The organism is bacterium (assembly GCA_024228115.1).
GTDB lineage: Bacteria > Myxococcota_A > UBA9160 > UBA9160 > UBA6930.
This window is the reverse complement of the sequence record JAAETT010000039.1, coordinates 1-26862: the sequence shown is the minus strand read 5'-3', so window position 1 is coordinate 26862 and position 26862 is coordinate 1. Positions and strand designations below refer to the sequence as shown.

The 26862-nt window shown below is 64.6% G+C and carries 23 protein-coding genes; 21 read left to right on the top strand and 2 right to left on the bottom strand.

Features of this window, described 5'->3' with window-relative positions; translation table 11 throughout:
* Positions 1–9 precede the first annotated feature (9 nt).
* Both GY937_01110 and GY937_01105 read left to right on the top strand, forming a co-directional pair.
* On the top strand, positions 10–780 hold the full coding sequence (locus GY937_01110) for a glutathione S-transferase family protein (GenBank protein MCP5055304.1): 771 nt from the start codon (positions 10–12) through the stop codon (positions 778–780).
* An 82-nt stretch (positions 781–862) separates the two neighbouring features.
* The gene (locus GY937_01105; protein MCP5055303.1) at positions 863–1501 is read left to right on the top strand and encodes a hypothetical protein; all 639 of its coding nucleotides are present in this window, start codon (positions 863–865) and stop codon (positions 1499–1501) included.
* Here GY937_01105 and GY937_01100 read toward each other — a convergent pair.
* Positions 1498–3072, bottom strand: a complete 1575-nt coding sequence (locus GY937_01100) for a gamma-glutamyltransferase family protein (protein ID MCP5055302.1) — start codon at positions 3070–3072, stop codon at positions 1498–1500. The genes GY937_01105 and GY937_01100 overlap by 4 nt on opposite strands.
* A gap of 130 nt (positions 3073–3202) precedes the next feature.
* On the opposite strand from GY937_01100, the gene GY937_01095 reads away from it, so the two are divergent.
* The 15 genes from GY937_01095 (at position 3203) to map (ending at position 22926) form a co-directional block, all read left to right on the top strand.
* On the top strand, positions 3203–3988 hold the full coding sequence (locus GY937_01095; GenBank protein MCP5055301.1) for an enoyl-CoA hydratase: 786 nt from the start codon (positions 3203–3205) through the stop codon (positions 3986–3988).
* 242 nt (positions 3989–4230) lie between these two features.
* A complete protein-coding gene (locus GY937_01090) occupies positions 4231–4782 on the top strand; it encodes an OmpA family protein (GenBank protein ID MCP5055300.1) in 552 nt (183 codons plus the stop codon).
* Positions 4783–4922: 140 nt separating this feature from the next.
* Complete coding sequence (locus GY937_01085) at positions 4923–6569, top strand: hypothetical protein (GenBank protein ID MCP5055299.1); 1647 nt, start codon at positions 4923–4925, stop codon at positions 6567–6569.
* Between the two features lie 29 nt (positions 6570–6598).
* On the top strand, positions 6599–9376 hold the full coding sequence (locus GY937_01080; GenBank protein MCP5055298.1) for a hypothetical protein: 2778 nt from the start codon (positions 6599–6601) through the stop codon (positions 9374–9376).
* Positions 9377–9402: 26 nt separating this feature from the next.
* Positions 9403–10173 carry an SDR family oxidoreductase gene (locus tag GY937_01075; GenBank protein MCP5055297.1) on the top strand — a complete coding sequence of 257 codons (771 nt, stop codon included), beginning with the start codon at positions 9403–9405 and terminating at the stop codon, positions 10171–10173.
* 267 nt (positions 10174–10440) lie between these two features.
* On the top strand, positions 10441–11397 hold the full coding sequence (locus tag GY937_01070; protein ID MCP5055296.1) for an SDR family oxidoreductase: 957 nt from the start codon (positions 10441–10443) through the stop codon (positions 11395–11397).
* Positions 11394–12398: a ketoacyl-ACP synthase III gene (locus GY937_01065; GenBank protein MCP5055295.1), complete on the top strand. Its 1005-nt coding sequence runs from the start codon at positions 11394–11396 to the stop codon at positions 12396–12398. The genes GY937_01070 and GY937_01065 overlap by 4 nt, the downstream gene beginning before the upstream one ends.
* Entirely contained in the window at positions 12395–13126 is a 732-nt protein-coding gene (locus GY937_01060) for a 3-oxoacyl-ACP reductase FabG (protein ID MCP5055294.1), read from the top strand. The genes GY937_01065 and GY937_01060 overlap by 4 nt, the downstream gene beginning before the upstream one ends.
* Entirely contained in the window at positions 13116–13580 is a 465-nt protein-coding gene (locus GY937_01055; protein MCP5055293.1) for a beta-hydroxyacyl-ACP dehydratase, read from the top strand. Before GY937_01060 ends, GY937_01055 begins: the two co-directional genes overlap by 11 nt.
* Positions 13577–14860, top strand: a complete 1284-nt coding sequence (locus tag GY937_01050; protein ID MCP5055292.1) for a beta-ketoacyl-[acyl-carrier-protein] synthase family protein — start codon at positions 13577–13579, stop codon at positions 14858–14860. Before GY937_01055 ends, GY937_01050 begins: the two co-directional genes overlap by 4 nt.
* A 30-nt stretch (positions 14861–14890) precedes the next feature.
* Entirely contained in the window at positions 14891–15136 is a 246-nt protein-coding gene (locus GY937_01045) for an acyl carrier protein (protein MCP5055291.1), read from the top strand.
* Positions 15137–15147: 11 nt separating this feature from the next.
* Positions 15148–15900: a 1-acyl-sn-glycerol-3-phosphate acyltransferase gene (locus tag GY937_01040; GenBank protein ID MCP5055290.1), complete on the top strand. Its 753-nt coding sequence runs from the start codon at positions 15148–15150 to the stop codon at positions 15898–15900.
* Positions 15887–16504, top strand: a complete 618-nt coding sequence (locus GY937_01035) for a 4-phosphopantetheinyl transferase family protein (GenBank protein ID MCP5055289.1) — start codon at positions 15887–15889, stop codon at positions 16502–16504. The genes GY937_01040 and GY937_01035 overlap by 14 nt, the downstream gene beginning before the upstream one ends.
* On the top strand, positions 16480–22068 hold the full coding sequence (locus GY937_01030; GenBank protein ID MCP5055288.1) for an ATP-grasp domain-containing protein: 5589 nt from the start codon (positions 16480–16482) through the stop codon (positions 22066–22068). The genes GY937_01035 and GY937_01030 overlap by 25 nt, the downstream gene beginning before the upstream one ends.
* 42 nt (positions 22069–22110) lie before the next feature.
* On the top strand, positions 22111–22926 hold the full coding sequence (map, locus tag GY937_01025; GenBank protein MCP5055287.1) for a type I methionyl aminopeptidase: 816 nt from the start codon (positions 22111–22113) through the stop codon (positions 22924–22926).
* On the opposite strand, the gene GY937_01020 is transcribed toward map, so the two are convergent.
* Positions 22920–24104: an aminotransferase class III-fold pyridoxal phosphate-dependent enzyme gene (locus GY937_01020; GenBank protein ID MCP5055286.1), complete on the bottom strand. Its 1185-nt coding sequence runs from the start codon at positions 24102–24104 to the stop codon at positions 22920–22922. The two genes, map and GY937_01020, sit on opposite strands and share 7 nt — an antisense overlap.
* Before the next feature lie 68 nt (positions 24105–24172).
* Here GY937_01020 and folB point away from each other — a divergent pair, with 68 nt between their 5' ends.
* The 4 genes from folB to GY937_01000 all read left to right on the top strand — a co-directional run bounded on the left by folB (position 24173) and on the right by GY937_01000 (position 26647).
* Positions 24173–24541: a dihydroneopterin aldolase gene (gene folB, locus GY937_01015; GenBank protein ID MCP5055285.1), complete on the top strand. Its 369-nt coding sequence runs from the start codon at positions 24173–24175 to the stop codon at positions 24539–24541.
* Positions 24538–24978, top strand: a complete 441-nt coding sequence (locus GY937_01010; protein ID MCP5055284.1) for a GNAT family N-acetyltransferase — start codon at positions 24538–24540, stop codon at positions 24976–24978. The genes folB and GY937_01010 overlap by 4 nt, the downstream gene beginning before the upstream one ends.
* Positions 24979–25097: 119 nt before the next feature.
* Positions 25098–25679 carry a ferritin-like domain-containing protein gene (locus GY937_01005; GenBank protein MCP5055283.1) on the top strand — a complete coding sequence of 194 codons (582 nt, stop codon included), beginning with the start codon at positions 25098–25100 and terminating at the stop codon, positions 25677–25679.
* Positions 25676–26647 (top strand): lysophospholipid acyltransferase family protein, encoded by a 972-nt coding sequence (locus GY937_01000; GenBank protein ID MCP5055282.1) that lies wholly within the window; start codon positions 25676–25678, stop codon positions 26645–26647. The genes GY937_01005 and GY937_01000 overlap by 4 nt, the downstream gene beginning before the upstream one ends.
* Positions 26648–26862: the final 215 nt, after the last annotated feature.

Genomic DNA, 26862 nt, shown 5'->3' with positions numbered 1-26862 from the left:
ATGGATGGCATGATGAATGACATGCAATTGGATTTCGAGCTCTATCACTTTCCCATCTCCCACTTCAACGAGAAAGCTCGTTGGGCGCTGGATTGGAAGGGCATCGCCCATCGCCGGAACGCCCAGCTTCCCGGGCCTCACAAACTCGCGATGCAGCGCCTTTCCGGACAAGACCAGGTGCCGGTGTTGCGCCACGGGAAGAAGGTGGTCGCCGGCTCGAATCACATCGTTGCCTACCTGGAGGACCTGCAGCCCGAGCCGCGGCTCTACCCGGAGGATCCGACCCAACGAGCTCGGGCCCTCGAACTTCAAGCCTGGCTCGATGCCGATTTCGGTCCCGCCATCCGCCGGGCCCGTTTCGGGCTTCTGCTTCCGGAGAGGGACTACTTCGCCAAGCAGTTCACATGCGATCGCAGCCGGGCGGTACAGATTGCCTATCGCGCCATGCTGCCGGGCATCGCGGTGGTGATGCGAAAACAGATGGAGATCACACCCGAGAAGGTCGAGGAATCCATCCAGGTGACCCGCGACGTGATGGATCGTCTGCAGAAGGAGATCGGCCCGTCTGGCTATCTGGTTGGGGATGCCTTCAGCATCGCGGATCTCACGGCTGCGGCGCTGGCTTCGCCGGGTGTCCACCCGGACGGTGGGCCGATGCATCCGGAGCAGGCCCCCCCAGCCGTTGATGCATGGCTTGCCCGCTGGGCCGACCATCCGACTACCGCATGGGTGCGCGAAATCTATGCCAAGCACCGGAGCAAGAGCTGCGAGATAGCCTGATTCCCCGCGGGGTTCGCTTTCTTGCCACGAACCGCACTGTGGGGCCACTTACCCATAGGACTCATGCGGGAGTGGTTGGCACATGCAGTTGGTTCTTCGACGATCGCGCCGGACGGGTGCGGCTTTGTTCATCTTCTTGGTCGCAGCGCTGCTGTTCTCGGCCGCCTCGGCATCCGCGCTCACCATCCCCCTCACGCAAGAGTTCGATGGCGATCTGCCGGCCGCTTCCTATGCAACGGTCGATGTGGTCGCGAATTCCGGTGATCTCGAATTCACGATCACCCTCGGCGGCCTCCTCGGTGCCGGTGCCGACCTCCACGAGCTGTACTTCAATCTGGTGGGCAGCTTCACGGGCCTGTCGATCACGACGGACAACGCTCCGAACAGCGCCTACACCGCGCTGATCGGCCCGTCCGTCGCAGGAGGGGCCGGTAGCTCCTTCACTCATGGTGTGAGCTTCGGCAATGGCGGTGGCCCCCCCGGCAACGGAGTTCTCAAAGTGGCGACGTTCACACTCTCGGCGAATGAAGCACTCTCCGTGGACGACCTGTTGTTGAGCAGCTTCACGAGCTCGGGCATCGAAGCTCAGATCGCATTGCACATCCAGGGTACGAGTACTCCGAACGGTTCGGAAACCGTCGGGGGAGTGCCGGAGCCGGGAGCATTCGCCTTCGGAGCGCTGGCTGCATTGGCCTTCGCACTCCGTCGAGGTGGGCGCTAGGCGTCGGGGCCGCTGGCGCACCCGTCCTTGCGACGGTCGCTTCCACCAGCCCACAGCCCGTCCGGAAGACGCTGGATGGCCTGGCCGCCGCCGAAGGTATCCGCCATCCAGCCGCCGGGGTCCTGCACGTCGTGGCCACGGGCGGCAAGCGCTTCGCCTAACGTCGTGCCTTCCCTGACGGGTCTTTCCGGCTGCTCGATCCTTACGCTTCGGCCGTGTTCGAAACGGAATCGGGGTCGATCGAGGGCCTCCTGGGGGTTGAGGCCGTGATCGACGACGTTCGAGACGAAGCAGAGATGACCTTGGGGCTGGACGTGTCCGCCCATCACGCCGAAGGCCATCCAGGGTTCTTCGCCACGTAGCAGCATGCCCGGGATGATCGTGTGGAAAGGGCGTTTGCCGGGGGCGAGCACGTTCGGGTGGGTCGGGTCGAAACGGAATCCGGCGCCCCGACTCTGGAGCACGACACCGGTATCGCCGCAGCCGACACCACTACCGAAACCCGTGAACAGGCTCTGGATGAACGAGACGAGGTTCCCGTCTGCGTCCGACGTGCACAGGTAGACGGTATCTCCCGAGAGGCCGGGCGCGGGGGCTTCGAGGGCGTGTTCGCGTACGAGCGCCGCTCGCCGGCGCGCGTAGTCGCGCTCGAGGAGTGCCTCGACGGGCACCTGCGCATGCTCCGGATCCGCCACGTAGGCGTCGCGGTCCGCGAAGGCCAGCTTGATGGCCTCGATGCGCTGGTGCCATTCAAGAGCTGAGTCTCGAGGGTCGGCGTCGCAGTCGGGCGGCGGAGGAAGCTCTTCGAGGATGTTCAGGCCAATCAGTGCGGCAAGGCCTTGTCCGTTCGGTGGCAACTCGGCGACCCGCACGCCGCGGTAGGTCGTCTCGATGGGATCGACCCAGGTGCTCCTGTGCTCCTCCAGGTCGGAATGCGCGAAGCAGCCACCCATCTCGTCAGAGGTGGCAACGATGGCGTCCGCGATCGGAGAGGCATAGAACCCCTTGGCGCCATGGGCCGCGATACGCTCGAGGCTCGCAGCCAACGCCGGAACGCGAAACCAACTACCGGGCCGCGGCGCCTCGCCCCCAGGCGCCCAACACGCGCGGGCTGCATCGTTTTGGAACACCCCCATACGTGTCAGCGCAAACCAGTAGTGGCCAACGAGCTCGCTGACGGGAAATCCGTCCCTGGCGAGCCGGATGGCGGGTTCGAGGACGTCGGCAAACGCAAGCCGCCCAAGACGCTCGTGCAGGGTTTCCCAGGCATGCACTGCGCCGGGCACGGTGGCCGCCAGGATGCCGAGGCCGGGCACGTTGTGGTGTCCCAGGCTTCGATACAACTCGAGCGTGGCCGCACGCGGTGCCCGCCCACTGCCATTCAGACCGAGCAAGCGCTGTTCTTCAGCCGACCAGAGCAGCGCAAAGGCATCCCCACCGATTCCCGTCGATTGAGGTTCCACGACGCAAAGCGCCGCCGCTGCCGCGATGGCCGCATCGATCGCATTTCCCCCGCGCCGAAGCGTGGTAGTCCCTGCCGCCGTGGCGGCTGGCACGCTCGTACAAACCATCCCACTCCGCGACAGCACGCACGACCGCTCGGCGCGCTGCAAGTCCCCAGCTCGCCCTCGCCGTGTCGAGAATTCAGGAAGCTCCACCTCCCCAAAGTAGCCCAACACCCTGTTGCGTTACGTTTGGGGGATGGGTGGACGAATACAGGTTGAGCGCGATGGGCCGCTGGGGTGGTTGATCTTCGACCATGCGGAGCGACGGAATGCGATCTCGTCGGAAATGTGGGCGGCGATACCGGACGCGGCAAACGAGTTGGAAGAAGACGAGGATGTGCGCGTCGTCATCCTGCGGGGTGCCGGGGATGTCGCGTTCGTGTCCGGGGCGGATATCTCGGAATTCGAGGAGAAGCGTACCGGCGCGGCAAAGGCGGTTGCCTACGAGGGCGAGACCGGTCGTGCCTTCGCGGCGTTGATGCAGATCGGCAAGCCGGTACTGGCCATGATCCATGGCTTCTGCGTTGGCGGTGGGATGGCGACAGCGCTCGCTGCCGACCTCCGCTACAGCGCGGATGACGGTGTGTTTGCCATCCCGGCCGCCCGGCTGGGCCTCGGCTACCACGAGTCGGGCCTCCAGGCATTGGTCGATCTGGTGGGGCCCGCGGCCGCGAAGGAGATCTTCTTCACCGCACGCCGCTTCTCCGCCGACGACGCGTTGCGGCTCGGCATCCTGACCGAGGTGTTCCCAAAGGCGCAGTTGGAGGAGCGGGTGCGCGAGCGCGCCCTGGCGATCGCCGAGAACGCCCCGCTCACGTTGCGCAGCGTGAAGCAAATCGTCCGCGAACTCGGTCGCGATGAAGGCAGCCGGGATCGCGAGGCCATCGCCGGATCCATCACGCGTTGCTTCGAGAGCGAGGACTATCAGGAAGGCGTGCGGGCCTTCATGGAAAAGCGCAGACCGAGGTTTCGCGGGCGTTGACCGAGGGCCGGAAACGTGATCCGGCCCACAACCCCTTCCGAGACAGTGTTCTGGGATGAGTCGAAACCACTACGTTTCCGTCTAACCTACCGAAAGCTGAGCCGGAATTCCGCGCCGCTCCCTTGCGTGGCCTCGCCCGAGTTCCGACACTTCGCAGCGAAGGTTTGTCCGGCGCTGCTTGTAGGGTGGGCGGCCCGGAGTCTTTTCGAGTCCTTGGCGAATCCTTTGGGGGTGGAGTCTCTATGCAGCGACGATTCTTCGGACAGGTGATGACGACCTTGCTGACCGTGCTTCTGGCGGGTGCTCTTGGCACCGGCTGCGCATTGTTCGGTGGCGATGACGAGGCCATGGACGGTGCCGGCTCGGACAGCGGCTTCGACGATGGCAGCTCCGGCATTGGCGGCGGCGGCGATGTCGGCGGCGGAGGCATGAACGGCGGCGGAGATGGCGTCCGCGTGGCGGATCTCGAGACGGTCTACTTCGATTACGACCAGTCCGCGATCCGTGGCGATCAGCGTCCGACCCTTCGCGCCAATGCGGAAGCCGCAGCTCGCCACTCCGAGTGGCGGACCATCGTGGTCGAGGGCTTCTGCGACGAACGCGGCAGCGAGGAGTACAATCTCGCGCTGGGTGAGCGCCGGGCCAACGCGGTGAGGCGCTACCTGGTCGATTCCGGCGTGGATTCGACCCGTGTGGACACGGTGAGCTTCGGTGAGAGCAAGCCGGCGGTGCAGGGACACGATGAGTCGACCTACCGCTGGAACCGCCGGGCCGAATTCCGCGTCCTGCAGTAGTCAGGACTTCGCAGCGGGCCCGCTCTCGGGTCAGCAACGTGATTCAATGACGGGCGGGGGCCCTGGCCCCCGCCCGTCCGCGTTTCTGATACCGTCTCCACGGTTCGAATCAGCCCGCAATTCCGGTAGGAGGACCCCCCATGCCCGTTCACGGTGGCAAGCTCGCGGCTCGCGCTCTCAAAGAGGCTGGCGTCGAAGCCCTCTTCACGCTCTCCGGCGGCCATATCATGCCGATCTACGACGGCTGCATCGATGAGGGCATCAAGGTCATCGACGTCCGTCATGAGCAGGCTGCAGTCCACGCCGCGGACTCCTGGGCGCGTTGCAACCCGGGCAAGATCGGCGTCGCCGCCATCACGGCCGGCCCCGGCGTAACCGACGGTGTGACCGGCATCGCCAATGCATGGCGCGCCAATTCGCCCATCCTCGTCTTCGGCGGCCAGGGTCCTTTCGAGAACCTGCGCCGTGGTTCGCTCCAGGAAATGGACCATCTCGGCGTCGTCCGTCCCATCACCAAGTACTGCGATGCCATCTACCAGACCCACCGGATCCCCGAGTACATCGAGCTGGCAATTCGGCATGCGGTTTCCGGAACCCCGGGCCCGTCCTATCTGGAGATTCCCATGGATGTCTTCATGGGCCAGGCCGAGTGGGAACAGGCCCCGGTGCCGAAGATCCGTACCCAGGCGCCGCGCATCTCTCCCGACCGCGTCGAAGTGCGGGCGGCGATCGAGATCCTGAAGACTGCCGAGCGTCCGATGCTGATGGCAGGCACGAGCGTCAAGTGGTCGGATGCGTACGACGAGATGAATCACTTCATCTCCGAGACGCATATACCCACCTACACGAACGGCATGGGTCGCGGCAGCGTGCCGCCGGATTCGCCGGAATTTCTCGTCCGCTCGCGACGCGATGCTCTCCAGAAGATCGATTGCATCCTTCTCGCAGGAACGCTTCTCGATTTCCGCATGCGCTTCGGTCAGAGCATTCCGGACGATGCGAAGATCATCCAGCTGGAAATGGACAACACGCTGATCGGGCAGAACCGCCAGACCGACGTGCCGCTCGTCGGCAACCTGGCCTGCTCCTTCGAGCTCCTGCTCGAGGAGATGAAGAACGGCGGCGTGCAGCTCGACTACAGTAGTTGGCGAGACGAGCTGCGCGCGATCGAGAACGCAGCCGAGGAGAAGGTGCAGGCGGCGCTGAATAGCGACGAGGTACCGATCGATCCTCAGAGGATGTGCCGCGAGGTACGCGACTGGCTCGAGACACTCGATGACCCGATCGTGATCGGCGACGGCGGCGATATCGTCGCCACCGCCGCAAAGATCCTGCCTGTGAGGGGACGTGGCGCCTGGATGGATCCGGGCCCGCTCGGCACGCTGGGCGTGGGAATGCCCTTCGCGATCGCCGCGAAGCTCGCGAATCCGGACCGCCCTGTCGTGATCATCTACGGAGATGGTTCCTTCGGTTTCAACGGCATGGAATACGACACGGCTGCCCGATTCGGCCTGAACATCATCGGTGTCGTCGGCAACGACGCAGCTTGGGGCCAGATGATGCGTCCCCAGGGCGCCCTCTATGGATGGGACCGCCTGGAGGGCGTGCTGCTCAACCGCACGCGTTACGACAAGGTCGTCGAAGCCCTTGGCGGCCACGGCGAGCACGTGACCGAACCCGGTGACATTCGTGGCGCCCTCGATCGCAGTGTCGCCGCTGGCAAGCCGGCGCTCGTGAACGTCGAGATCCGTCAGGATCGCGAGTACAAGGGCGGCATCTACGTCTGAACGGAATGCTTGACGAACGGTCTGGCCCCTTGTCTGACATCGAAGAGCGAGAAGTCGCACCTGCCGAGCTCGGGCTCGACGGAGATGTGTTGGCGCGGTTCGCGGCGCGGGTGGGTCCGTTGGCGGTGGTCGACCTCGAAACCACCGGGCTGATGGATGATCCCGAAGCGGGGATCCTCGAACTCGGCGTCGTGCTGGTTGAGGGTGATCCTGGCTCGGTAAGGACGCTTTCCGCATTGGTCAAACCGTCCGGGGCTTTGCCGCGGGTCGTCAAGCGTTTGACCGGTCTGACCGACGCCGATGTCGAATCAGCCCCGCCTGTGGCCTCCGTAGCACCGGTATTTGCGAAGGCCCTCGATGGGCGCACCATCGTCGCCCACAACGCGGAATTCGAGCGTTCGTTCCTCTCGCGGCAGCTGCATTCCGGCCTGGCGGATGCGCAATACCTCGACACGCTCGATCTGTTGGCCCTCACCCACCCGGATGCTCCGGATCTTCGCCTCGAATCCTTCACCCGCATGCTGATGGGGACCGAGGAGAAGCATCGCGCCCTGGACGATGCGCTGGATACCGCGCGCGTCATGTCCATGGCAGGCCGCGGCGCGCTGGGCGGAGAGCTTCGTTATGCCACGGCCAGACGGGCGTTGGAGGCCTACGCACCTGAATCGCCATGGCTGGGCCTGCTCCAGAAGCCGCTGTCGGTGGATGCCGAAATCGAGGAGGAAAGCCTCGCGTTCGTCGCCATCGGCGAGACCGACGAAAAGCGGGTTCCATTCGACGAAGACGCGATCGCGGAGGCCCTGGCGGACGAGGCCCGCGGAGAGAGGCATTTCCCCGGTTATCGGGTTCGCCCCGAGCAGATCGAACTCGCGCGGCGCTTCGCGCGCAACCTGGCCGATGATGAAGTGCTGCTGATCGAAGGCGGAACCGGTGTCGGAAAATCCCTCGCCTATCTGGCTGCGGCGATCCCCTTCGCCCTCGAAAGAGGTGAAGGCATGCCCGTCGTCGTCTCGACGCGGACCAAGCTCCTCCAGGATCAGCTGTTGGATCGCGACATCGCCGCGACGGCACGTTTCCTCGGCTATCCGGATCTCGAGGCGCTTTCGATCAAGGGCAGGGCCAACTATGCATGCGCTCGTCGCCTGAGCGTGGCCCTTGCCGAAGGCCGCGAGCAGAGCATCTTCCCCGACGATCGGTTGGCTTACGCGGTGCTCGAAACCTGTGCGCGCACCCGTCGGCACGGAGAGATCGGAGCGGTTCCCGCCGCGTTGTTGCGTCGCTACGGGCCGCTGCGCGATCTGTTGCGCCGTTCGGTAGCCGCGCGCGCCGACCAATGCAGCCGCGAACAATGTGCGAAGGAACGCGATTGCCCGTTCGGTCGCCGACGCAAAGCGCTCTCAAAAGCCCATCTGGTGATCGCCAACCATGACCTGTTGTTGCGTTGGCCGCCGGACTACCCGGCCTTCCAGCACGTCATCGCGGACGAGGCCCACGAGTTGGCCGACGTTGCGGATGAAGCCTACGCGCTGGAGGTGCGGCCCGAAGGGTTGCTCGAACGCCTGGACGAGATCTTCGGTCGCCCGATCGGGCCGAGGCAACGAAAAGGCGATTCCCTGCTCGCCCGAGCAGCCCGTTCGCGCCTGGACAAGGACTCACGGGCCTGGCGTCGCGAGCTCGATCACCAACTGAAGGCGCTCGGTCGGGCCGTCGCCGAGTTGGCCGGCGAATGGGGCGAAGTGCAGATTCCCGAACAACCCGGTACGGAGTTCGAGGCAGCGAGCCAGATCGCGGCGGCGGCCGCCGATCGACTCGATGTCATCGCCGACCGGGTGCCGATGGAAGAGGAGCCGGATCCCGCCCTCGAACGTGCGGTCGAAGATCTACGCCAATCTGCACACGGCTTGCGGCTGGCCTTCGACGAGAGCGAGCCCGATTCCGTCTCCGCCTTCGAAGCTGTACTGCCGCCCTTCGACCGATGGCGGCTGGTCGTGCGCCAGGTTTCCCCGGCGGGCCCGTTTCACGCTGGCCTGATGGATTCGTTGCATTCCTTCGCCGGGGTCTCCGCGAGCCTCTTCATGGACGGCAACGCCTTCGCGGCCCTCGGCGAACTCGGGCTGGAAGAGCGTGCCGGGGAGCGCCTCCAAACCGTCTCGGTGCCGAGCCCGTTCCCCTACGAGCAACACATGCGGGTCGTCGCGATGCGTGGTGGCCAGGATCTGGTTTCCGAGACGGCTCTCGTTCTCGAGCTTCTCGCCAAGCAGCTTGGTGGGCGTTGTCTCGGGCTCTTCACCAGTCTGCGTCGGATGAACGAGGTGGGTGACGAACTCGTGGCTCGGCTGCGCCCGGAGGGAATCGACGTCATTACGCCGCGGCGCGGATCCGACGACCCTTCCGCCCTGGTGAGTCGCTTCGTGAATGGTGCCGCCGTGCTACTGGGTGCGCGCCGTTTCTGGCAGGGAATCGACATCCCCGGGGATGCGCTTCAAGCCGTGGTCATCGAGAAGCTTCCCTTCGAAGTGCCAACGGAGCTGCGCCAGCGTCGGGAGCAGCGTTTGAAGGATCGCGGCATCTCGCCCTTCCAGAAATCTTCGCTGGGCAAGATGTTGTTGAACCTCAAGCAGATGTCGGGCCGTCTGATTCGTACCGAAGAAGACCGCGGCATCGTGGTCATCGTCGAGGGACGCTCGGAGAAGCGTTACTTCAGCCGCTTGAATGATGCACTACCGCCTGGCTGTGAAGTTCGCGTAGTGCAATCGAGTGAACTCATCTCCGTGCTGGCCGAGGTCGGCCTGCCCGAGGATGGCTAGGGGTTTCTCATGCAGGATCCGTTCTCATGCAGGTTCTGAGTGGACGGGTGGCGGTCGTGACCGGTGCGGGCAGCGGGATCGGACGGGCCATTGCCCTTCAGCTCTCCGAGTGCGGTGCCAGCGTAGGTTTGATCGGGAGAACTGCCGAGCGCCTTCTCAGCGTCGCGAAGGAAGCCAAGGGAGAGACCTGCGTGGCCCCCGCGGACGTTGCGGATCGTGCGGCTCTCGATTCCGCGTTTTCGACGATTCGGGCGCAGCTCGGTCCCATGCATCTGGTCGTCGCGAATGCGGGTATCGGCGGCCCCAATCTTCCGGATGCGCGTGAGGATCGCTGGCACGAGATCGTTCGCACCAACCTGGACGGCGCCTACTTCACCCTCCGGGCCTTCGAGCGGCATCTGGCGACAGGCGACGAACCGAAGCACGCAATCGTCATCTCGTCGTGCGTGGCCCGTTTCGGCGTCCCAGGCATTTCGGCCTACAGCGCTGCGAAGGCAGGCCAGCTCGGACTGGTTCGCTCGTTGGCAGCTGAGCTGGCGCCCAAACAGGTGCGGGTCAACGCGATCTGTCCCGGTTGGGTCGAGACTTCGATGGCAGAAGAGCGCATGACCGAGCTCGGTGGCAACGAGGCCCGGAGCTACGCAGACATGCGCGAGCAACTCCTCGCGGAGGTTCCCCTTCGGCGCATCAGCGCGCCCGAAGAGATCGCCGGGCTCGCCCTGTTCCTGGTTTCACCGGCAGGTGTGGGATTTACGGGGCAGGCTCTGGATCCCAACAATGGCGCCTGGATGGGCTAGCTGTGCATCGGGTGCCAGTCCCCTTGGCCAGTTCACTCGGGTCGAGATCACGGAAAAGTGCATGGAATCCGCTACTTGGATACCGTGTCTTCCTGGGGGTCGAGGACGGCATGGGGCTTGCTGTTCCAGTTTGGGCAGGCCCAGAGCAGGTTGACAGGGCATGACTCTCAGTCATCTTTCTGATCCAAAGATGACCGAAAGTCATGACACATATAACGCATTGCGTTAGCGTCGGTTTTCATCGTGGTGACCCAAGGGAGGTTTTGGGTGAGCAATCTTGGTAACCAGTTCGGTTCAGACGACTGGGGCGTCATCCTCGGCGGCTCGAGCGGCTTTGGCCTTGCGACGGCCCACAAGCTTGCGGCCCACGGTATGAACCTCTGCGTCATCCATCGCGATCGGCGCGGTGCGATGAAGCGCATCGAACCGGAGTTCGAGAAGATTCGCGGCACCGGCGTCGAGCTCATCACCCACAACGCGGATGCCCTCTCTGCCGAGAAGCGCGATGAGCTCACCCAGACCCTCGCGCAGGCCATGGGCGAGGGCGGGCGGGTACGCATGCTGCTCCACTCCATCGCGTTCGGAAACCTGAAGCTCCTCGTACCCGAGAAGAAGCCCGAGCAATCCGGTGCGGCGCGTCTTGCGGCTGCCATCGGCGTCGACGAAGAGAAGCTACGCGAAGCCGCAGACCAGCTCTTCGAGGAAGGCGTCGACGAGATGGCGGAGATCGCCTCGGCGCCCGTCTACTCGGATCGTTGGTACCTGGATGCCGAGGATTTCGCGCGAACAATCTACAGCATGGGCACGAGCATGATCGACTGGGTGCAAGTGCTCCACGAGCGCTCGCTCTTTGCCGAGGATGCCCGGGTGTTCGGCCTGACGAGCGAAGGAAATGCCGTAGCCTGGAAAGGCTATGCGGCGGTCGCGGCGGCCAAGGTGGCACTCGAATCCGTCGCGCGTTCCGTTGCCGTCGAGTACGCGCCCTACGGAGTGCGCTGCAACGTGCTGCAGCCTGGAGTGACCCACACGCCGGCCCAGGCCGCCATCCCTGGCGACGTGCACATGCGCGCCCATGCCCGCTTGCGCAATCCCTACCGCAGGCTGACGACACCGCAGGACGTTGCGAACGTCGTCTACCTGATGTGTCAGCCAGAAGCCGCGTGGATCAATGGGGAAGTGATTCGCATCGACGGCGGAGAGCATATCTCCGGGGGGACGGCGTGAACCTCCAGGTTCATGGCTTCGGGCATTTCCATCCCGAGAACGAGATCTCGAATGCCTTTCTCGAGGAACTCGACATCGGAACCAACGACGAGTGGATCCTCGAGCGGGTGGGCATCCGGGCGCGCCGCACGGTGCTACCGCTCGACTATATCCGTGAGACCCGCAACAAGGATGTTCGTGAGGCATTCGAAGCGGCGGAGCTGGCCAACCACGAATTGGGTATACGCGCCGCCCGTCTGGCGATCCAGCGCGCCGGAATCGAGCCCGAGCAGATCGGCATGCTCCTCTCTGGAAGCTCTTGCCCTGATCACGTGACGCCGGCCGAGGCCGGCATGGTCGCCAAGGGGCTCGGCATCGATGTGCCGATCCTCGATATCAATTCCGCCTGTACCAGCTTCATGGCCCAGCTCTTCGTCGTCGCCGCCATGCGCCCCGAAGCCCTTCCCGACTACATCCTCGTCGTCTCGAGCGAGTCCCTCACCAAGACTGTCGATTTCACGGATCGCGCCAATGCCGTTCTGTTCGGAGATGGGGCTGCTGCCGCTGTGGTGTCACCGCGGATTCCGGGGCCTGCACAGTTGCTCGGTTCGGCGTTGGATTCGAATCCGGCCCAGGCCGAGAAGGTGGTGATTCCCCGAGCAGGCTATTTCGCGCAGGATGGGCGCGCCGTACAGATGTTCGCGATCAAGAAGACGATCTCAGGCGTCGATCATCTGCGGGCAGATTTCGCCGAGGACGACCGCACTTTCCAATTCGCGGGCCACCAGGCCAACATGCGTGTCCTGCAGCAGGTCTGTCAGCGCTGTGACATTCCACCGGAGTTCCACCATCACAACGTGGAGCTGCACGGCAACACGGGCTCGGCGAGTTGCCCTTCGGCCGTTTCGATGAGTTGGGAAAAGTTCGGTCCGCGGGACGATGTCGCCATGGTGGCGGTCGGTGGTGGCCTCAGCTGGAGTCGCGCGCTTCTCCGCTTCGGCACTTCGGGAGACGTATCGTGAACGACGAAGCAAGAGTCGCACTCGTAACCGGGGCGGGCACCGGTATAGGTGCCGCCTGTGCGCGCGCCCTGGCCGACGAAGGCTTTCGGGTTGCCGTGCACTATCGCTCGAGCGAAGTGAAAGCCAAGGAAGTGGCCGAGAAACTGCCTGGCGCTTTCACGCTTCGGGCGGACATCACCGATCCGGAAGAGGTCGACGCACTTCTCGTCGAGCTGAAAGAGAAGGCCGGGCGTCTCGATGTCCTGGTGAACAACGCGGGCTACAACCGCAACGGGCCCATGGCCTCGATGAAGATCGACGACTACGACGCAGTCGCCGCAGTTGCGCGGGGCACCTGGTATCTGACCAAACGGGTGATTCGCCGCTTCATGCTCCGACAGAAATCGGGCCGCATCATCAACATCACGAGCGTGGTCGGGCATACGGGAAACCGCGGCCAGTCGGTCTACACGATGGTGAAAGCCGGCCTCGACGCGATGACGAAATCCCTCGCCCAGGAACTCGCGGGTCGGCCGATCCTGGTGAACTCGGTCGCTCCGGGCTTCATCGCGACCGAGATGACCGAGGAACTGCCGGACGAGATCCGCCAGAACATCCTCGACAAGATCCCCCAGGGCAGGATGGGTGAGCCTGGAGAAGTCGCGGATGCCGTCGCTTGGCTCGCTACCCGCGCCAACTACGTGAATGGAAGCGTGCTCCATGTCAACGGTGGCATGTATGGCGGATAAGCGGATTCTCACTCCCGACGAGGTGCTTCAGCTGGTTCCCCAGCAACCACCCTTTCGGTTCATCGACGAGATCCTCGAGATGGACGACGAGCACATCCTCGCGTCCTATCGCTGGGATCCCGCCTCGGATTTCTATCGAGGGCACTTTCCCGACAACCCGGTGACACCCGGCGTGATCATGATCGAATCGATGGCGCAATGCGGCATGGTCCCGCTGGCGCTCTTTCTCACGTACAAGGAGTACGGCGAGTCCGAGGCGCAGAAGTTTCAGACGATCTTCACCGAGTGCAACGTAGAATTTACAGGAATGGCACGCCCCGGGGATCGCGTGCTCACCCTGACCAAGCGAGTCTACTGGCGTCGCAAGAAGCTGAAGGCTGACGTCGAGATGAAGCTCGAGGACGGCACGGTGATCTGTGCAGGCCAGCTAGCCGGCATTGGAGTGATGAAATGAGCGACTCGCATCGTGTCGTCGTGACCGGCCTGGGCGTGATCGCACCCAATGCCAACGGTGCCCAGGAATTCGAGTTGGCCCTGCGCAAGGGCAAGAGCGGCCTTCGGGTCGACGAGTCCATGCAGGAGGCCAAACTGGCCTGTCATGTCTCGGGTGTTCCGCAGGGGACCGACGAGCTGGTCGAGGCCAGCTTCGATGAGGAACTCCAGCTTTCCATGAACAGCGCCCACCGCTTCGCGGCGCTGGCATCCGTCGAAGCCTGGCAGGATGCCGGCCTGGCGGTCCCCGATGCCTCGGACGACATCGTCCATTGGGATACGGGCGCTGTGATCGGAACCGGTGTGGGCGGCATCGACACGATGGCCGAGCGTGTGGTTCCCCTGGTCAACGCCGGCAAGGTGCGGCGCATCGGCTCGACGGGTGTCGAGCAGGTGATGAGCAGCGGCGTTTCGGCGCGCGTGTCGGGCATCCTGGCCCTTGGCAATGCGGTGACGACGAATTCGGCCGCATGCGCTACCGGCGTGGAAGCCATCGTGATGGGTGCCGATCGCATCCGCCGTGGCCTGGCGACGCGAATGGTATGCGGCGGTGTCGAAGGTGCCAGTGTCTATATCTGGGCCGGGTTCGATGCGATGCGCGTCTTGTGCCGCGGCTTCAACGACGAACCCGAAAAAGCCTCGCGGCCGATGAGCGCTTCCGCCGCCGGTTTCATCCCCGGCTCCGGCGCCGGCATCGTCGTGCTCGAAAGCCTCGAGAGTGCCGAACAACGAGGGGCGAGAATCCACGCCGAAGTCCTCGGCGGCGCCACCAATTGCGGTGGTCATCGGATGGGCGGCAGCATGACATCGCCCAACCCGGAGAGTGTACGTCGCTGCATACGCGCAGCGCTCGAAGATGGCGGCGTCGCAAGGGACGAGATCGACGCGATCAGTGGCCACTTGACCGCCACGGGGGCCGACCCCCGGGAGATCGCTTGTTGGGCGGCTGCCCTCGAGCGGCAACCCGAAAGCCTGCCGGCCATCACGTCGACGAAATCGTTGATTGGCCATGCCCTCGGCGCGGCGGGTGCGATCGAGGCCGTGGCAGCCATCCAGATGGTGCGCGACGGCTTCGTCCATGCATCGATCAACTGCGAGGATGTCCACGCGGAGATCGAACCCTACGCCGCTTCGATCCCCCACGAGACCCTCGAAGCGCCTGGCCTGCGCACGATGATCAAGGCAGGCTTCGGCTTTGGTGACGTGAACGCGGCGCTCGTGCTGCGTCATTGCGAAATCTGAACCAGAACGAGAGAGAAGAAGGAGAGAACGATGGAGACGACCGAAATTCAGGAGCGTGTGGTGAAGATCCTGACGCCCTACGTGAAGGATCAGGATGCTCTGGCAAAGGTGTCTGCAGGCACCAACATCCTGGAGGATCTGAAAGTGAACTCGGCACGCCTCGTCGATGTCGTGCTCGCCTTCGAGGACGAATTCGATATCGAGATCGCGGATGAGGACGTCGATGTGGTGAACACCGTTGGCGATTGCGTTGGGCTGATCGCCGAGAAGCTCTGAACGAGTCGTCGGTGCCGAACGTGCTCGAGGCGAGTGATCGCCGCGCGCTACTGACCCAACTGGGGATCAGTCGAGGGCTCTCGCTCCTCTGGATCCCCATGTTCACAGGGATCATGGCTTTCGCGATGCGGTGGCGGCTGGTTGGGGCGGATCGCGTACGGCGGGAGTACGCCCGGCTGCGCAGCGAGTCGGATGCGCCCGTTCTCGTGTGCGCAAATCACCTGACCATGCTCGATTCCTTCGCGATCACCTGGGCCCTGGGTGGAATGGGCGCGTTCCTTCGCCACTTCAACTGGCTGCCCTGGAACACGCCGGAAGAAACGAACTTCGCCTCTACCTTGTGGAAGCGGGTTCTCGTCTACCTTCTGAAGTGTGTGCCCGTGAAGCGTGGTTCGGATCGTGCTGAGGTAGCGAAGACGCTCGACAGGGTCGGTTTCCTGCTGGCCCGCGGAGAATCCGTACTGATTTTTCCCGAGGGCGGACGCAGTCGAACCGGGCGTGTCGATCAGGAGTCGGCGGCCTATGGCGTGGGCCGGTTGGTGAGTTCCATCCCGGGCTGCCGGGTTTTCTGCGTCTACCTGCGGGGACGCAAGCAGGAGAGCTGGGCGGACTCGCCCCGTCCGGGAGACGTCTTCGACGTGTACAGCAGTGTGCTCGAGCCGAAGACCGATCATGAAGGTCTTCGCGGTTCTGTCGAGATCGCCCAGCAGATCGTAGGGCGATTGGCGGAGATGGAAACGAGGCATTTCGATGATCGGCAATGACGTCGTCGATCTCGGAGATCCCGAAGTACAGGCTGCGGGCCGTCACCCGCGTTGGGATGCGCGGGTGTTCTCGGCGCGGGAGCTGGAAACGCTCCGCGCCAGTGGCGCACCGGATCGTCTGCGATGGATCTTCTGGGCGGCCAAGGAAGCGGCCTACAAAGTGGCCCGAAAACTCGACCGCTGCACGGTGTTCTCTCCGCCTCGTTTCGAAGTTCAACTCGATGCAACGCTTCGGGGGCATGTGCATCATCCAGCGGGAACGCTCCCCGTCAGAGTCGACGAGGCGAAGGATCGGCTCCATGCCATTGCAAGCGATGAAGAACCCGGCGAGAGCGAATTGCTCGAGCAGGTTGTCGTATGGGATGGTGACGTCGCGTTGGCTGGCAAGGCCTTGCGCGCGCGGGTCCGTCGCGAGCTGGCGACGCATCTCGAACTCCCGGCGGAGGAACTCGAGATCGATCGCGTCGGCCGGATCCCCGTCGTCATGGCGGCAGGTCGGCCGGTCGATGTCGATCTCTCCCTCTCTCATCACGGTGGTTTCGTTGCCTTCGCCTGTGATCTGCGTGAAGGATCAGGCGATTGGTGGAGCGAGGCGCGCTCGTGAACCGCTTCGATCCTGTCACCCGGATCGCCATCGCGAACCGGGGTGAGGCTGCGATGCGATGCATCCGGGCCATCAAGGCGCTGCGTGCCGAGGAGGGTTCGGATCTTCGTGCCATCGCCCTGTATACGGAGATCGACCGGGACGCTCCGTTCGTTCGGCACGCAGATGACGCTGTTCTCCTTCCCTCACCGAACGGCGAGGTCGCGGCGTATCTGGACCACGATGGGCTGATCGCTGCATTGCGCCAGGTTCGGGCCGATGCCGTCTGGCCGGGCTGGGGCTTCGTGGCCGAGGACGCGCGATTCGTCGAGCGCCTGGTTGCGGAGAACCTGAAATTCCTGGGCCCCGATCCAGCAGCCATGCGTGCGCTCGGCGACAAGATCGGTTCGAAACGCCTCGCCGAAGAGGCAGGCGTTCCGGTGACTCGTTGGAGTGGCCGCGAGCTCGAGTCCCTGGAGGACGCAGAGAAGCAAGCGGAACGAGTGGGCTATCCGCTGGTGATCAAGGCGTCTGCGGGCGGAGGCGGCCGGGGAATTCGCGTCGTCGATACGCCGGACGTTCTGGCTGAGGCCTACCGCTCTGCGGGAGCGGAAGCCGAGAGCGCGTTCGGCGATGGCCGGCTCTTTCTCGAGAAGAAGGTCGAAGGCGGGCGCCATATCGAGGTGCAGATCGCGGCTGACCGGGATGGCGTGGTGCGCGCCATCGGTTGTCGGGATTGCTCCGTCCAGCGTCGGCATCAAAAGGTGATCGAAGAAGGGCCGCCGCCCCACCTGAGTGATGCCGAGGTCCAGAGGCTCGAAGGCTATGCCGTGAAGATGGCCCAGGCTGCTGGCTACGTGGGTGTCGGCACGGTCGAGTTCCTGGTCTCTTCCAGCGAGTTCTATTTTCTCGAGATGAACCCACGTTTGCAGGTGGAGCACGGCATCACCGAAGAGATCGCGGGCGTCGACCTCGTGCAAACACAGATCCGGATCGCTCGCGGTGAAACCATCGCGGAGCTCGACATCCTGAAGCGTGGCGCTGCGATCGAAGCGCGGGTCTGTGCCGAGGATCCGGACGCAGGCTTCCTTCCTGCTCCCGGACGGATCGCACGCTTCGATCCGGCGCTCGGGCCCCGTGTCCGTCTCGATTCCGGGGTGGCAGCGGGTAGCGAGGTTCCATCCTCGTTCGATTCCCTCGTCGCGAAAGTGATCGCAACCGGCAACACGCGCGAAGAAGCGCGGGCCCGGTTGGTCTCAGCGCTCCTGGATTTCGATCTGGTGATCGAAGGCGGGACGACGAACAAGGGCTACCTGCTCGAGATCCTCGAGCATGAGGATTTCCGGGCCGGTGGGGTCGATACGACCTGGCTGGATCGCCTCGGCGCAGCCCAGTTGGAGCGCGAGCACGCCGATGTCGCGTTGCTGGCTGCATCGATCCTCTCCTACCAACGCCACCGCGCCCTCGTAAGGCTCAACTTCTTTTCCGATCCAGGCAATGTGGCCTCGAGCAGGCTGGCGCCGCCCCAGGGTCAGGAGATCGATCTCACCCACGAGGGGGACCAATATCGCCTGGCGGTCTACGCGACCGGTGGATGGCGCTACAGGGTGCACCTCGATGGGCGCGTGCTGACGGCGACGCTTCGCGAAGAAGGCGAACATGCCGCACGGTTGGAGATCGGAAGCCGCACCTATCGTCTACTCTACGACCTGACCGAGACGGGCCTGCGGGTCGAGGTGGAGGGCCGCAGTCATCGGTTCGGCTCCCAGACAGCGGGCCAGGTTCGTGCGGCTGCACCGGCCATGGTCGTTGCGGTCCATGTCGAACCCGGCGATAGCGTGCGCTCGGGCCAGGCGTTGGGCCTGCTCGAGGCGATGAAGATGGAGGTGGCTTTCGAGGCTCCCGTCTCCGGCATCATCAGTGAGGTGCGCGTTCGCAAGGGCGAGCAAGTGGCGGCAGGTGACGTCATCCTCGTCATCGACGCATCCGCCGAGAACGGCAACGAGGATCATGGCTCTCGGCGCATCGTTTTCGAGGAATTGTCGGATCCGTTGGAACCGCTGTTCGCGGCCGAGAAGGATGAGCGGCTCGGCCGGCCCGACCTCGCGGCCGCCGATCAGATGCCCCGTGCGATTCGTCGCGACGCCATCGAGGCCGTGCGCGATGAGGTCCGGCGTGTCCTGCTCGGCTATGATGCGAATCCGCAACGCGCCGATCGGTTGGCCGCGTTTCTGGAGGCGCCGCTTCCCGACGAACTCTCTGACGGTTTCCACCGGGAGCTCGCGGAACTCAGTCACGAACTGGTTTACTTTGCTGATGTCGCGACGCTCTTCATCCGCTCTCCAGCCGCTTCGTTGTCCGGGACCGAAGGTCCGTCGAATGCCGCTCGCCTGCGAATGTTCGTGCGGCGCATGCGCGCTTCTGGCGCGGGGCTGACCGAGATCTATCTCGACCGCGTGCGACGCGCACTGGCCCACTATGGCGTGAATAGCCTGGATCCCTCGGATGCTCTCGAGCGCGCCGTATTGCGTCTGCTCGCGAGCCAGTTGGCCCCGGAGCGCCGCGATCGTCTGGTGCTGGCGATGCTGCGTCGTGTCGGCCAGCTCGCCCAGGCCGGCCTGCACCTGGGGGATGACGCGGCGCTTGCCGAAGCGCTCGACGCCATTGCTGGTATGCGCGGGTTCGTTTCCCACGCTGTCGCAGACGCCGCAACGTTGGCGCGCTATCAGCTCTTCGAACGGCCTGATATCGAACGGCTTGCCGAAAGCACGACCAAAGAGGTCAAGATCTGGCTCGAAGCCGCCGAATCCGCGCCCACGGCGCCGCCGGAGGAAGTGCTCTTTCACCTGGCCGACGCGCCGCGTGCCGTATTCGACCGGGTCGGCCACTGGCTCGGGGATCCGGACTCGAGGCGTCGCTCGATCGCCTTGGCCAGCCATCTCCGCCGCATCTACTCCCCGGCAGCGCCCCTCGACCAGGCCTCTCAACGGGCCGGCGACCATTGGGTGGAGAGAGTCGAGTTCCCTGGTGGACGGACCGTGCTAGCGGGAACTGTCGATGGGGATCGCGCCTCCGAGCTGGTCGGCGAACTGGTCAAGGCAGCAGCATCCCTGCGAGAAAGCCACGAATGGCCGGCGGTCCACGCGATCGAACTCTTCGTTCCCGTATCCGACGAAGGTAGTGAACTCGAAGCGTTGGGCCGGGCCGCGGAGGCAGTGCTAGGCGGCGGGCTTCCGGCGGGCCGTTTTACCTTGACCGGCGTACGCAACGAAACGGCGCCTCTGCATCGCACCTGGGTGCCAACCCCGACGGGCTTCCGCATCGATGAGTCGTACCACGGGATCCACCCCGAGGCGGCGACACGGATCGACCTGGACCGATTGGATCACTTCGAACTCGAGCGTGTCGAGGGGCCGGAGGACATCTACTGCTTTCACGGCCGCAGTCGAGAGGCCGAAGGTGACGAACGACTGATCGTGCTGGCGGATATGCGCAGTCGCTCTCCGGATGATGGCCGCGAGGCGGCTCTTCATATGGCCGCGTTCGAACACACGTTCTTCGAGGCGACCCGGTCGCTTCGCACCATGCTGACGGATCGCGATCCCAAGCGTCGGCTCCAATGGAATCGCATCCAGGTCTACGTGGCTCCGGAGGTCTTCCTGGACGCTGAGATCGCCGAACGGCTCTCTCGCCGGTTGGCCCCGGCCACGCGAAACCTCGGGCTCGAGAAGGTCGTCGTGCGGTTGCGGTTGCTCGATCGCGGCGCACCCGAGCTGCCGAGCCGCGGCACGGAGGTCGTGATCTCCGACATCACCGGCGCGAACATGACCATCTTGTGGCGCGAGCCGCGCGACGGTGCACTCTCGACACGCAACGACTACGAGCGTCGGGTGGTCGAGGCCCGGCGGCGGCGCCTGGTCTACCCCTACGAGATCATTCGCATGCTCACCGGCAGCCGTCAGGAGGATCGCCTGCCGGCAGGGAGCTTCGTCGAATACGATCTAGACCCGCAATCGGAAACGCTGCGGGCATTGCCCTGCTCTGGACGGCCGTATGGCCGAAATGTCTGTTCCGTCGTGTTCGGCGTGATGACGACGCCTACGGAGAAAGTTCCGGAGGGCATGAAGCGCGTGGTCGTGCTCTCGGATCCGACCCAAGGCATGGGATCGTTGGCTTCCGCTGAATGTGATCGCATCGTAGCCGCGATCGATCTGGCCGGGGAGCTACGTGTACCCGTCGAGTGGATCCCCGTTTCGAGCGGGGCGCGGATCGCGATGGATAGTGGTACCGAGAATCTGGATGCAACGGCACGGGTCGTGCGCCGCATCGTGGAGTTCACCCAGGCGGGTGGCACGGTGCATATGATCGTGGCGGGCGTGAACGTAGGCGCCCAGAGCTATTGGGATTCGCTCTCTACGATGTTGATGCACACGAAGGGCGTGCTCGTCATGACCCAAGGCGCATCGATGGTGTTGACTGGCCGTGCAGCCCTCGAGGCATCGGGGGCAGTATCTGCCGAGGACGAGGTGGCTATCGGGGGCTTCGAGCGGATCATGGGGCCAAACGGCGAGGCCCAGTACTTCGCCAACGATCTTGGCGATGCCTATCGAATTCTCTACGACCACTATCGCTACAGCTACGTCGTGCCGGGAGAGAAACGGCCCCGCTCGGTCGAGAGTGGAGATCCGGAAGATCGGGACGTCACGCTGGACCCGGCAAGCGTAGATTTCGCGACCGTTGGAGAGATCTTCGACGATGCGACCAATCCCGGACGCAAACGTCCCTTCCCCATGCGCCCCCTGATGGAGGCGGTCGTCGATCGCGACGGTGGGCACCTCGAGCGCTGGCGAGGATGGGTGGGCGCAGAGATGGCGGTCGTCTGGGATGCGCATCTGGGAGGGACGCCAGTCTGCCTGGTTGGCATCGAGAGCCAGGGGATCACGCGTGAGGGCTATCTGCCCGCGGACGGCCCGAATACCTGGACCGGCGGCACGCTGTTTCCGCTTTCGTCCAAGAAGATGGCGCGGGCCCTCAATGCGGCCAGCGGCAACCGGCCGGTCGTGATCCTGGCGAATCTCTCCGGCTTCGACGGGTCGCCGGAATCGATGCGCAAGCTGCAACTCGAGTACGGCGCGGAAATCGCGCGGGCCGTCGTGAACTTCGACGGGCCGATCCTCTTCCTCGTCGTTTCGCGCTACCACGGTGGCGCCTACGTCGTGTTCTCCCAGGAGTTGAATCCGCGCCTCCGGGCGGCAGCCCTCTCGGGCTCCTTCGCCTCGGTGCTCGGCGGAGGACCGGCGGCGAAGGTGGTTTTCGGCCGAGAGGTGCGGGCCCGGGCTCTCGCCGACGAACGGGTCCGGGCGTTGCGCTCGGGCCGGGGCAGCGAAAACGGCCGCGCCAACTACGACCAGACCCTCGCCGATGTCACCCTGGAGAAGCAATCCGAATTGGCCGAGGAGTTCGACGGGGTCCACTCCGTCGAGCGCGCTCTGGACGTGGGTTCCCTGGAGGCGATCGTCCAGCCGGGGGGCATGCGTCCCTACCTCATCGGGCTGTTGCGAGAAGAGCTGGAAGGCGAGCAGTAGGCAAGGGGGTTGGCGCCCCCTATCCTCCCTCCCCCGGTGCGCATGAAGAAGAACAAGAAAAAGGCCCGTTCGAGCCGCTCAAAGTCGCCCTGCCCCATCCTCTCGCCTGGGGAAGCAGACGGCATGCGCACCGCTGGGCGCTTGGCCTGCGAAATCCTGGACGGGGTGGCCGAGATGATCGGGCCCGGCGTGACGACCGCAGCGGTGGACCGGGTCGTGGACGAAATGACCCGCGCCGCCGGGGCGACCAGTGCGCCTTATGGCTACGTGAACCACGGCACGCCTCCCTTCCCGGGCCATTGCTGCACATCGGTGAATGATGTGGTTTGTCACGGCATTCCCGACGAGGGACGCGTGCTTCGCGAAGGCGATATCGTGAACGTCGATGTCACCCCGCTGCTGGACGGCTGGCATGGCGATTCGTCCCGCACCTTCATGATCGGCGACGTCTCACCCGTGGCACGGCGGTTGGTCAAGGACACATGGCATGCGATGTGGCTCGGCATCCGGACGGTGAAGGATGGCAGCCGGGTCGGTGATATCGGACACGCCATCCAGACGTTTGCCGAAGCTCAGGGCTACGAAGTCGTCCGCGAGTTTACGGGCCATGGCACGGGCCGCGTCTTCCATACTCCGCCATCGATTCTTCACTACGGCACCCCGGGCACCGGCATGCGCCTGCGCGCTGGCATGACCTTCACGATCGAGCCCATGATCAACCTCGGCCAGTGGAAGACCGAAATTCTCGACGACGGCTGGACCGCCGTCACCGTCGACGGAAAGCTCTCCGCTCAATGGGAGCACACCATCCTCGTCACCGACGACGGCGCCGAAGTACTGACCCGTCCCCGTTATTGACTTATCAGGGCTAGCAGGCTTTCGAGGGATTCGAAGAGGTCGTCTTCGGGAATGTTGAGGGCTGGGAAGAAGCGCATCACGTTGCCGGCGGTCACATTGATCAGGATGCCCTGTTCGAGGGCGCGTCGGGGGATGGTTCCGGCGTACTCGGTGTTGCGCAGCACGAGGCCCCGCAGGAGACCCTGGCCCCGTTCGCCTTCTGCTTTGTCCGGGTGGGCGTCGGCGTAGGCGCGTAGGCGGGCGCCCAGCTTTTCGCCGAGCTCGGCGGAGCGCTGCACGAGTTTCTCATCGTCGACGACCTTCAGCACGGCGTTGACCGCCGCGGTGGCCAGGGGACTGCCGATGTAGGTTCCGCCGTGGTCGCCTGGCGTGACCGTCTCGGCGACACCTTCGCTGCATAGGAACGCGGCGACCGGGAAACCTCCCCCGAGGCCTTTGCCAAGGGTCAGCGCATCCGGAACGACGCCTTCGTGTTCGAGGGCCAGCATACGTCCGGTGCGGCCGATGCCGGTCTGCACTTCGTCGAAGATCAACAGCGCGCCGGTCTCCGTACAGCGTTTCCGCAGCCGCGCGAGATAGCCGGCCGGGGGAGTGTTGACGCCTCCCTCTCCCTGTACGGGTTCGATGATGATGGCAGCCGTCTGCCCGTCGATCGCCGCGATGGCAGCGTCGCCATCCCCGAAAGGCACGGTGACGGGTTCCGGCAGGAGATCCTGGTAGGGGTCGCGATGCTTGGCCTGGCCGATCACGGCCAGAGCGCCGAGCGTCCGGCCGTGGAAGGATCCGGTCGTCGAGACGAATTTGCTTCGCCCCGTCGCCCGATGGGCGAGCTTGAGGATGCCCTCCACCGCCTCGGTGCCGGAGTTCACGAAGAAGACCCGGCTGAGTTCGGCAGGCGAGAGCCCGGTCAGGGCCTCTGCAGCGTCCAGCTGGGGCAGGGTGTAGAAGAGGTTCGTGGTCTGCATCAGCCGGCCGGCCTGTTCGGAGATGGCCTCCACGAGGACGGGATGGCAATGGCCGATCGAGCACACGCCCCATCCCGCGGTCAGATCGACGTATTCCCGGCCGTCGACGTCCGTCACGCGAGATCCACGCCCCTCTACCAACGCGACCGGCATGCGGTTCACGACCGGTAGGAAGTGGCGCGCCTCCCTCCGCTGGATCTCGTCGAGGGTCATGGGGTGCTCCTTGGGCCTTGGAAAGGGATACTTTGTACCCCTTCTCGTCAGCTCCCGCCGGAGGTCCCATGAGCGATCACCCCGATACGATTCTGTTGGAAGGCATCCAGGTGCCTGCTGCCCTGGGCGTGACCGCCGCCGAGCGAAAGATGCGCCGGCCGGTCCGCCTCGACCTGGAGATCGAGACGGATCTACGCGCCGCCGGCCGCAGCGATCGCATTCAGCAGACGATCCACTACAAGCGCATCTTCGAGATCGCTGCGGACGTGGCCTCGAACCAGGAGCACAAGCTGGTCGAAGCCCTGGGCCAGCGGATCGCCGACGCCGTGCTCGACAAATTCGGCGTAGACGCCGTGACCGTCACCGTGCGCAAGCCCTCGCCGATCGCCGCGGTGCTCGAGCATGCGGGCATCCGCATTCGCCGCGAAAGGGAATGATCGAGATCCGATCCGTCCCCGCCGAGCTGACTCGCGCTTTGCGTCAGCAAGTACTGCGCCCGAATCAGGCGCCGGAAGAATTGATCTATCCGGGCGACGAGGCGCCTGGCAGCTTTCATCTGGCGGCCTATCGAGGCGTTGATGTGGTCGGCACGATCACGCTCTCCCTGGAAGAGCGAGAGGAGAGCGGCAGGGCGCGCGGCTCCTATCGATTGCGCGGAATGGCCATCGCGTCGGACGACCGGGGGCACGGAATTGGAGCCCGGCTCCTGAAAGTCGCATTGGAGAAGATGTCTGCAGCCGGCGGCGAACGGGTCTGGTGCAACGCCCGGCTCTCTGCGGCCCGGTTCTACGACCGACACGGCTTCCACCGGATCGGGCCCGAATTCGATCTTCCGGGGATCGGCCCCCATGTCGTGATGGAGCGCGAGTTCTAGCGAGGTGAAAACCTCTCGGCTTGCTTCGACTGCCCCCAGCGGGCAGGCTATCGTCCCCTCAGCCGGTTCCCCCCGCACGGTCGGGGAACTTCCGGCCCAACGCGAGGCAGGTACGAGGCATGGCGGCTGCAAGTGAAACACTCCCGGCTCCCACGGACAGCGTCGATATGGAGGTCCGGATCTACTCCTACTACCGCGATGCCGAGCTACGCGGTTCCAACCTGGTCTATCGGCTCCTCCGCATCCTGAAGGACGACGAATCCCAGATGCTTCTCTCCGAGCATCTGTCCGACGAGACGCGCCACGCCTGGCTGTGGACCGAACGGATCAAGGAACTCGGTCGGGCGCCGGTGCCGATCACCGATGGCTACCAGGTGCGGATCGGCAAGCGCGCGGGTCTTCCCAGGAAGCCCATCGATCTCCTGTCACTCACGGTGGTCGTCGAGCAGCGGGCACTCAAGCGCTACCAGGAACACCTGAAGCTCGAGGGCGTTCCCGAGCGCACGCTCGAAGTGCTGCGTTCGGTGACCAAGGATGAGGGTTGGCATATCGATTGGGTACGGCAGAAGGCCCGCGAGATCGCCGAGGCCGAAGGCGCGCCGGATCGCTACGACGAGGCCATCGATCGCTACCGCGCCATCGATCGGGAAGTGTGGGGGGAACTCAAGGAAGTGGAACTCGGCTGGCTGGAGGCGCTGTGAGTCCAGCGGAGGCCGCACCTCCGCCCTCCAGCCCCAACGGCCACGGCGAACACCCGAGCCTCGCTGACCGCATGGCTGCAGTGCTGGTGAGGGCCGTCCTGGGGCTGCTTCGTCTCGTCCCGGATCGAGCAGCGCTGGGTTTGGCCGCAGCATTCGGAGCTGGCTACGCCCGTCTTCGGGGCCCCCGCACCGCAGACGCCATGTTGAACCTTCGCATCGCCTTCCCCGATTGGAGTGATGAGAAGCGTCGCGATGTGATGGTGCGATCCTTCGCGAATCTGGGCCGCGGCCTGGCTGAGTTCGCCCGCGTCGGCTCACTGAGCCGGGAAGCGCTGCGAGAGCGCGTGAGCGTCGAAGGCTTCGAGCATCTGGAAGCCGCTCGCAAGGCCTCGAGGAACGGAGGGGTCGTGGTCCTGACCGCTCATTTCGGATCCTGGGAAATTCTTGCGGCTGCGATGGTCGCCCGCGATGTGCCTGCTGCCGTGGTCCATCGTCCACGAGAAAACCCGATTCTGAATGCATTGTTAGGTCAGATGCGTGGTGATAGTGGAGCCGAGTTGCTGCCACGGGGCAACGCGGCTCGTGCAGCACTCACCGGTCTGAGGAATGGTCGCGTTCTCGCCATGCCCTATGACCAGAATTGCCGCCGGCGCGAGGGCGTGTTCGTGCCCTTCTTCGGGCGCCTGGCCTGCACCCGGGATGGCCCGCCGAGGATCGCCATGCGTACCGGTTGCCCCGTGATCCCGGTCTTCCTGTATCGGCAGCCAGATGGCATCCACCACGTTGCACGTTTCGGCCCGCCCATCGAACTCGTCGACGAGGGAGACGACAAAGCCGCTGCGTTGCACGAGAACGCACACCGCATGACCCGTCCCATCGAAGACGCCATCCGGGAGGCGCCGGATCACTGGATCTGGATCCACCGCCGCTGGCGCACCCAGCCGGAAGGCGAGCGGCACCCGTACTAGCGCGAATAATTCATGAAGAAGTCGTGGTCTTGAATTGAAGAAGGCCCCAGTTGCGGTAGAAACGAGTTGCGACACGCGTTTCCCCTCAACAAGGGCCCCTTCATGAAGCCGGATACTACCGCACAGACTGTCACCTTTCCCGACTTGATCTCGAAGCCCGTCGTGGCCGCCTTCGACCAGGAGCACAGCAGCTCCGACGGCGGAGCCTTGTTGCT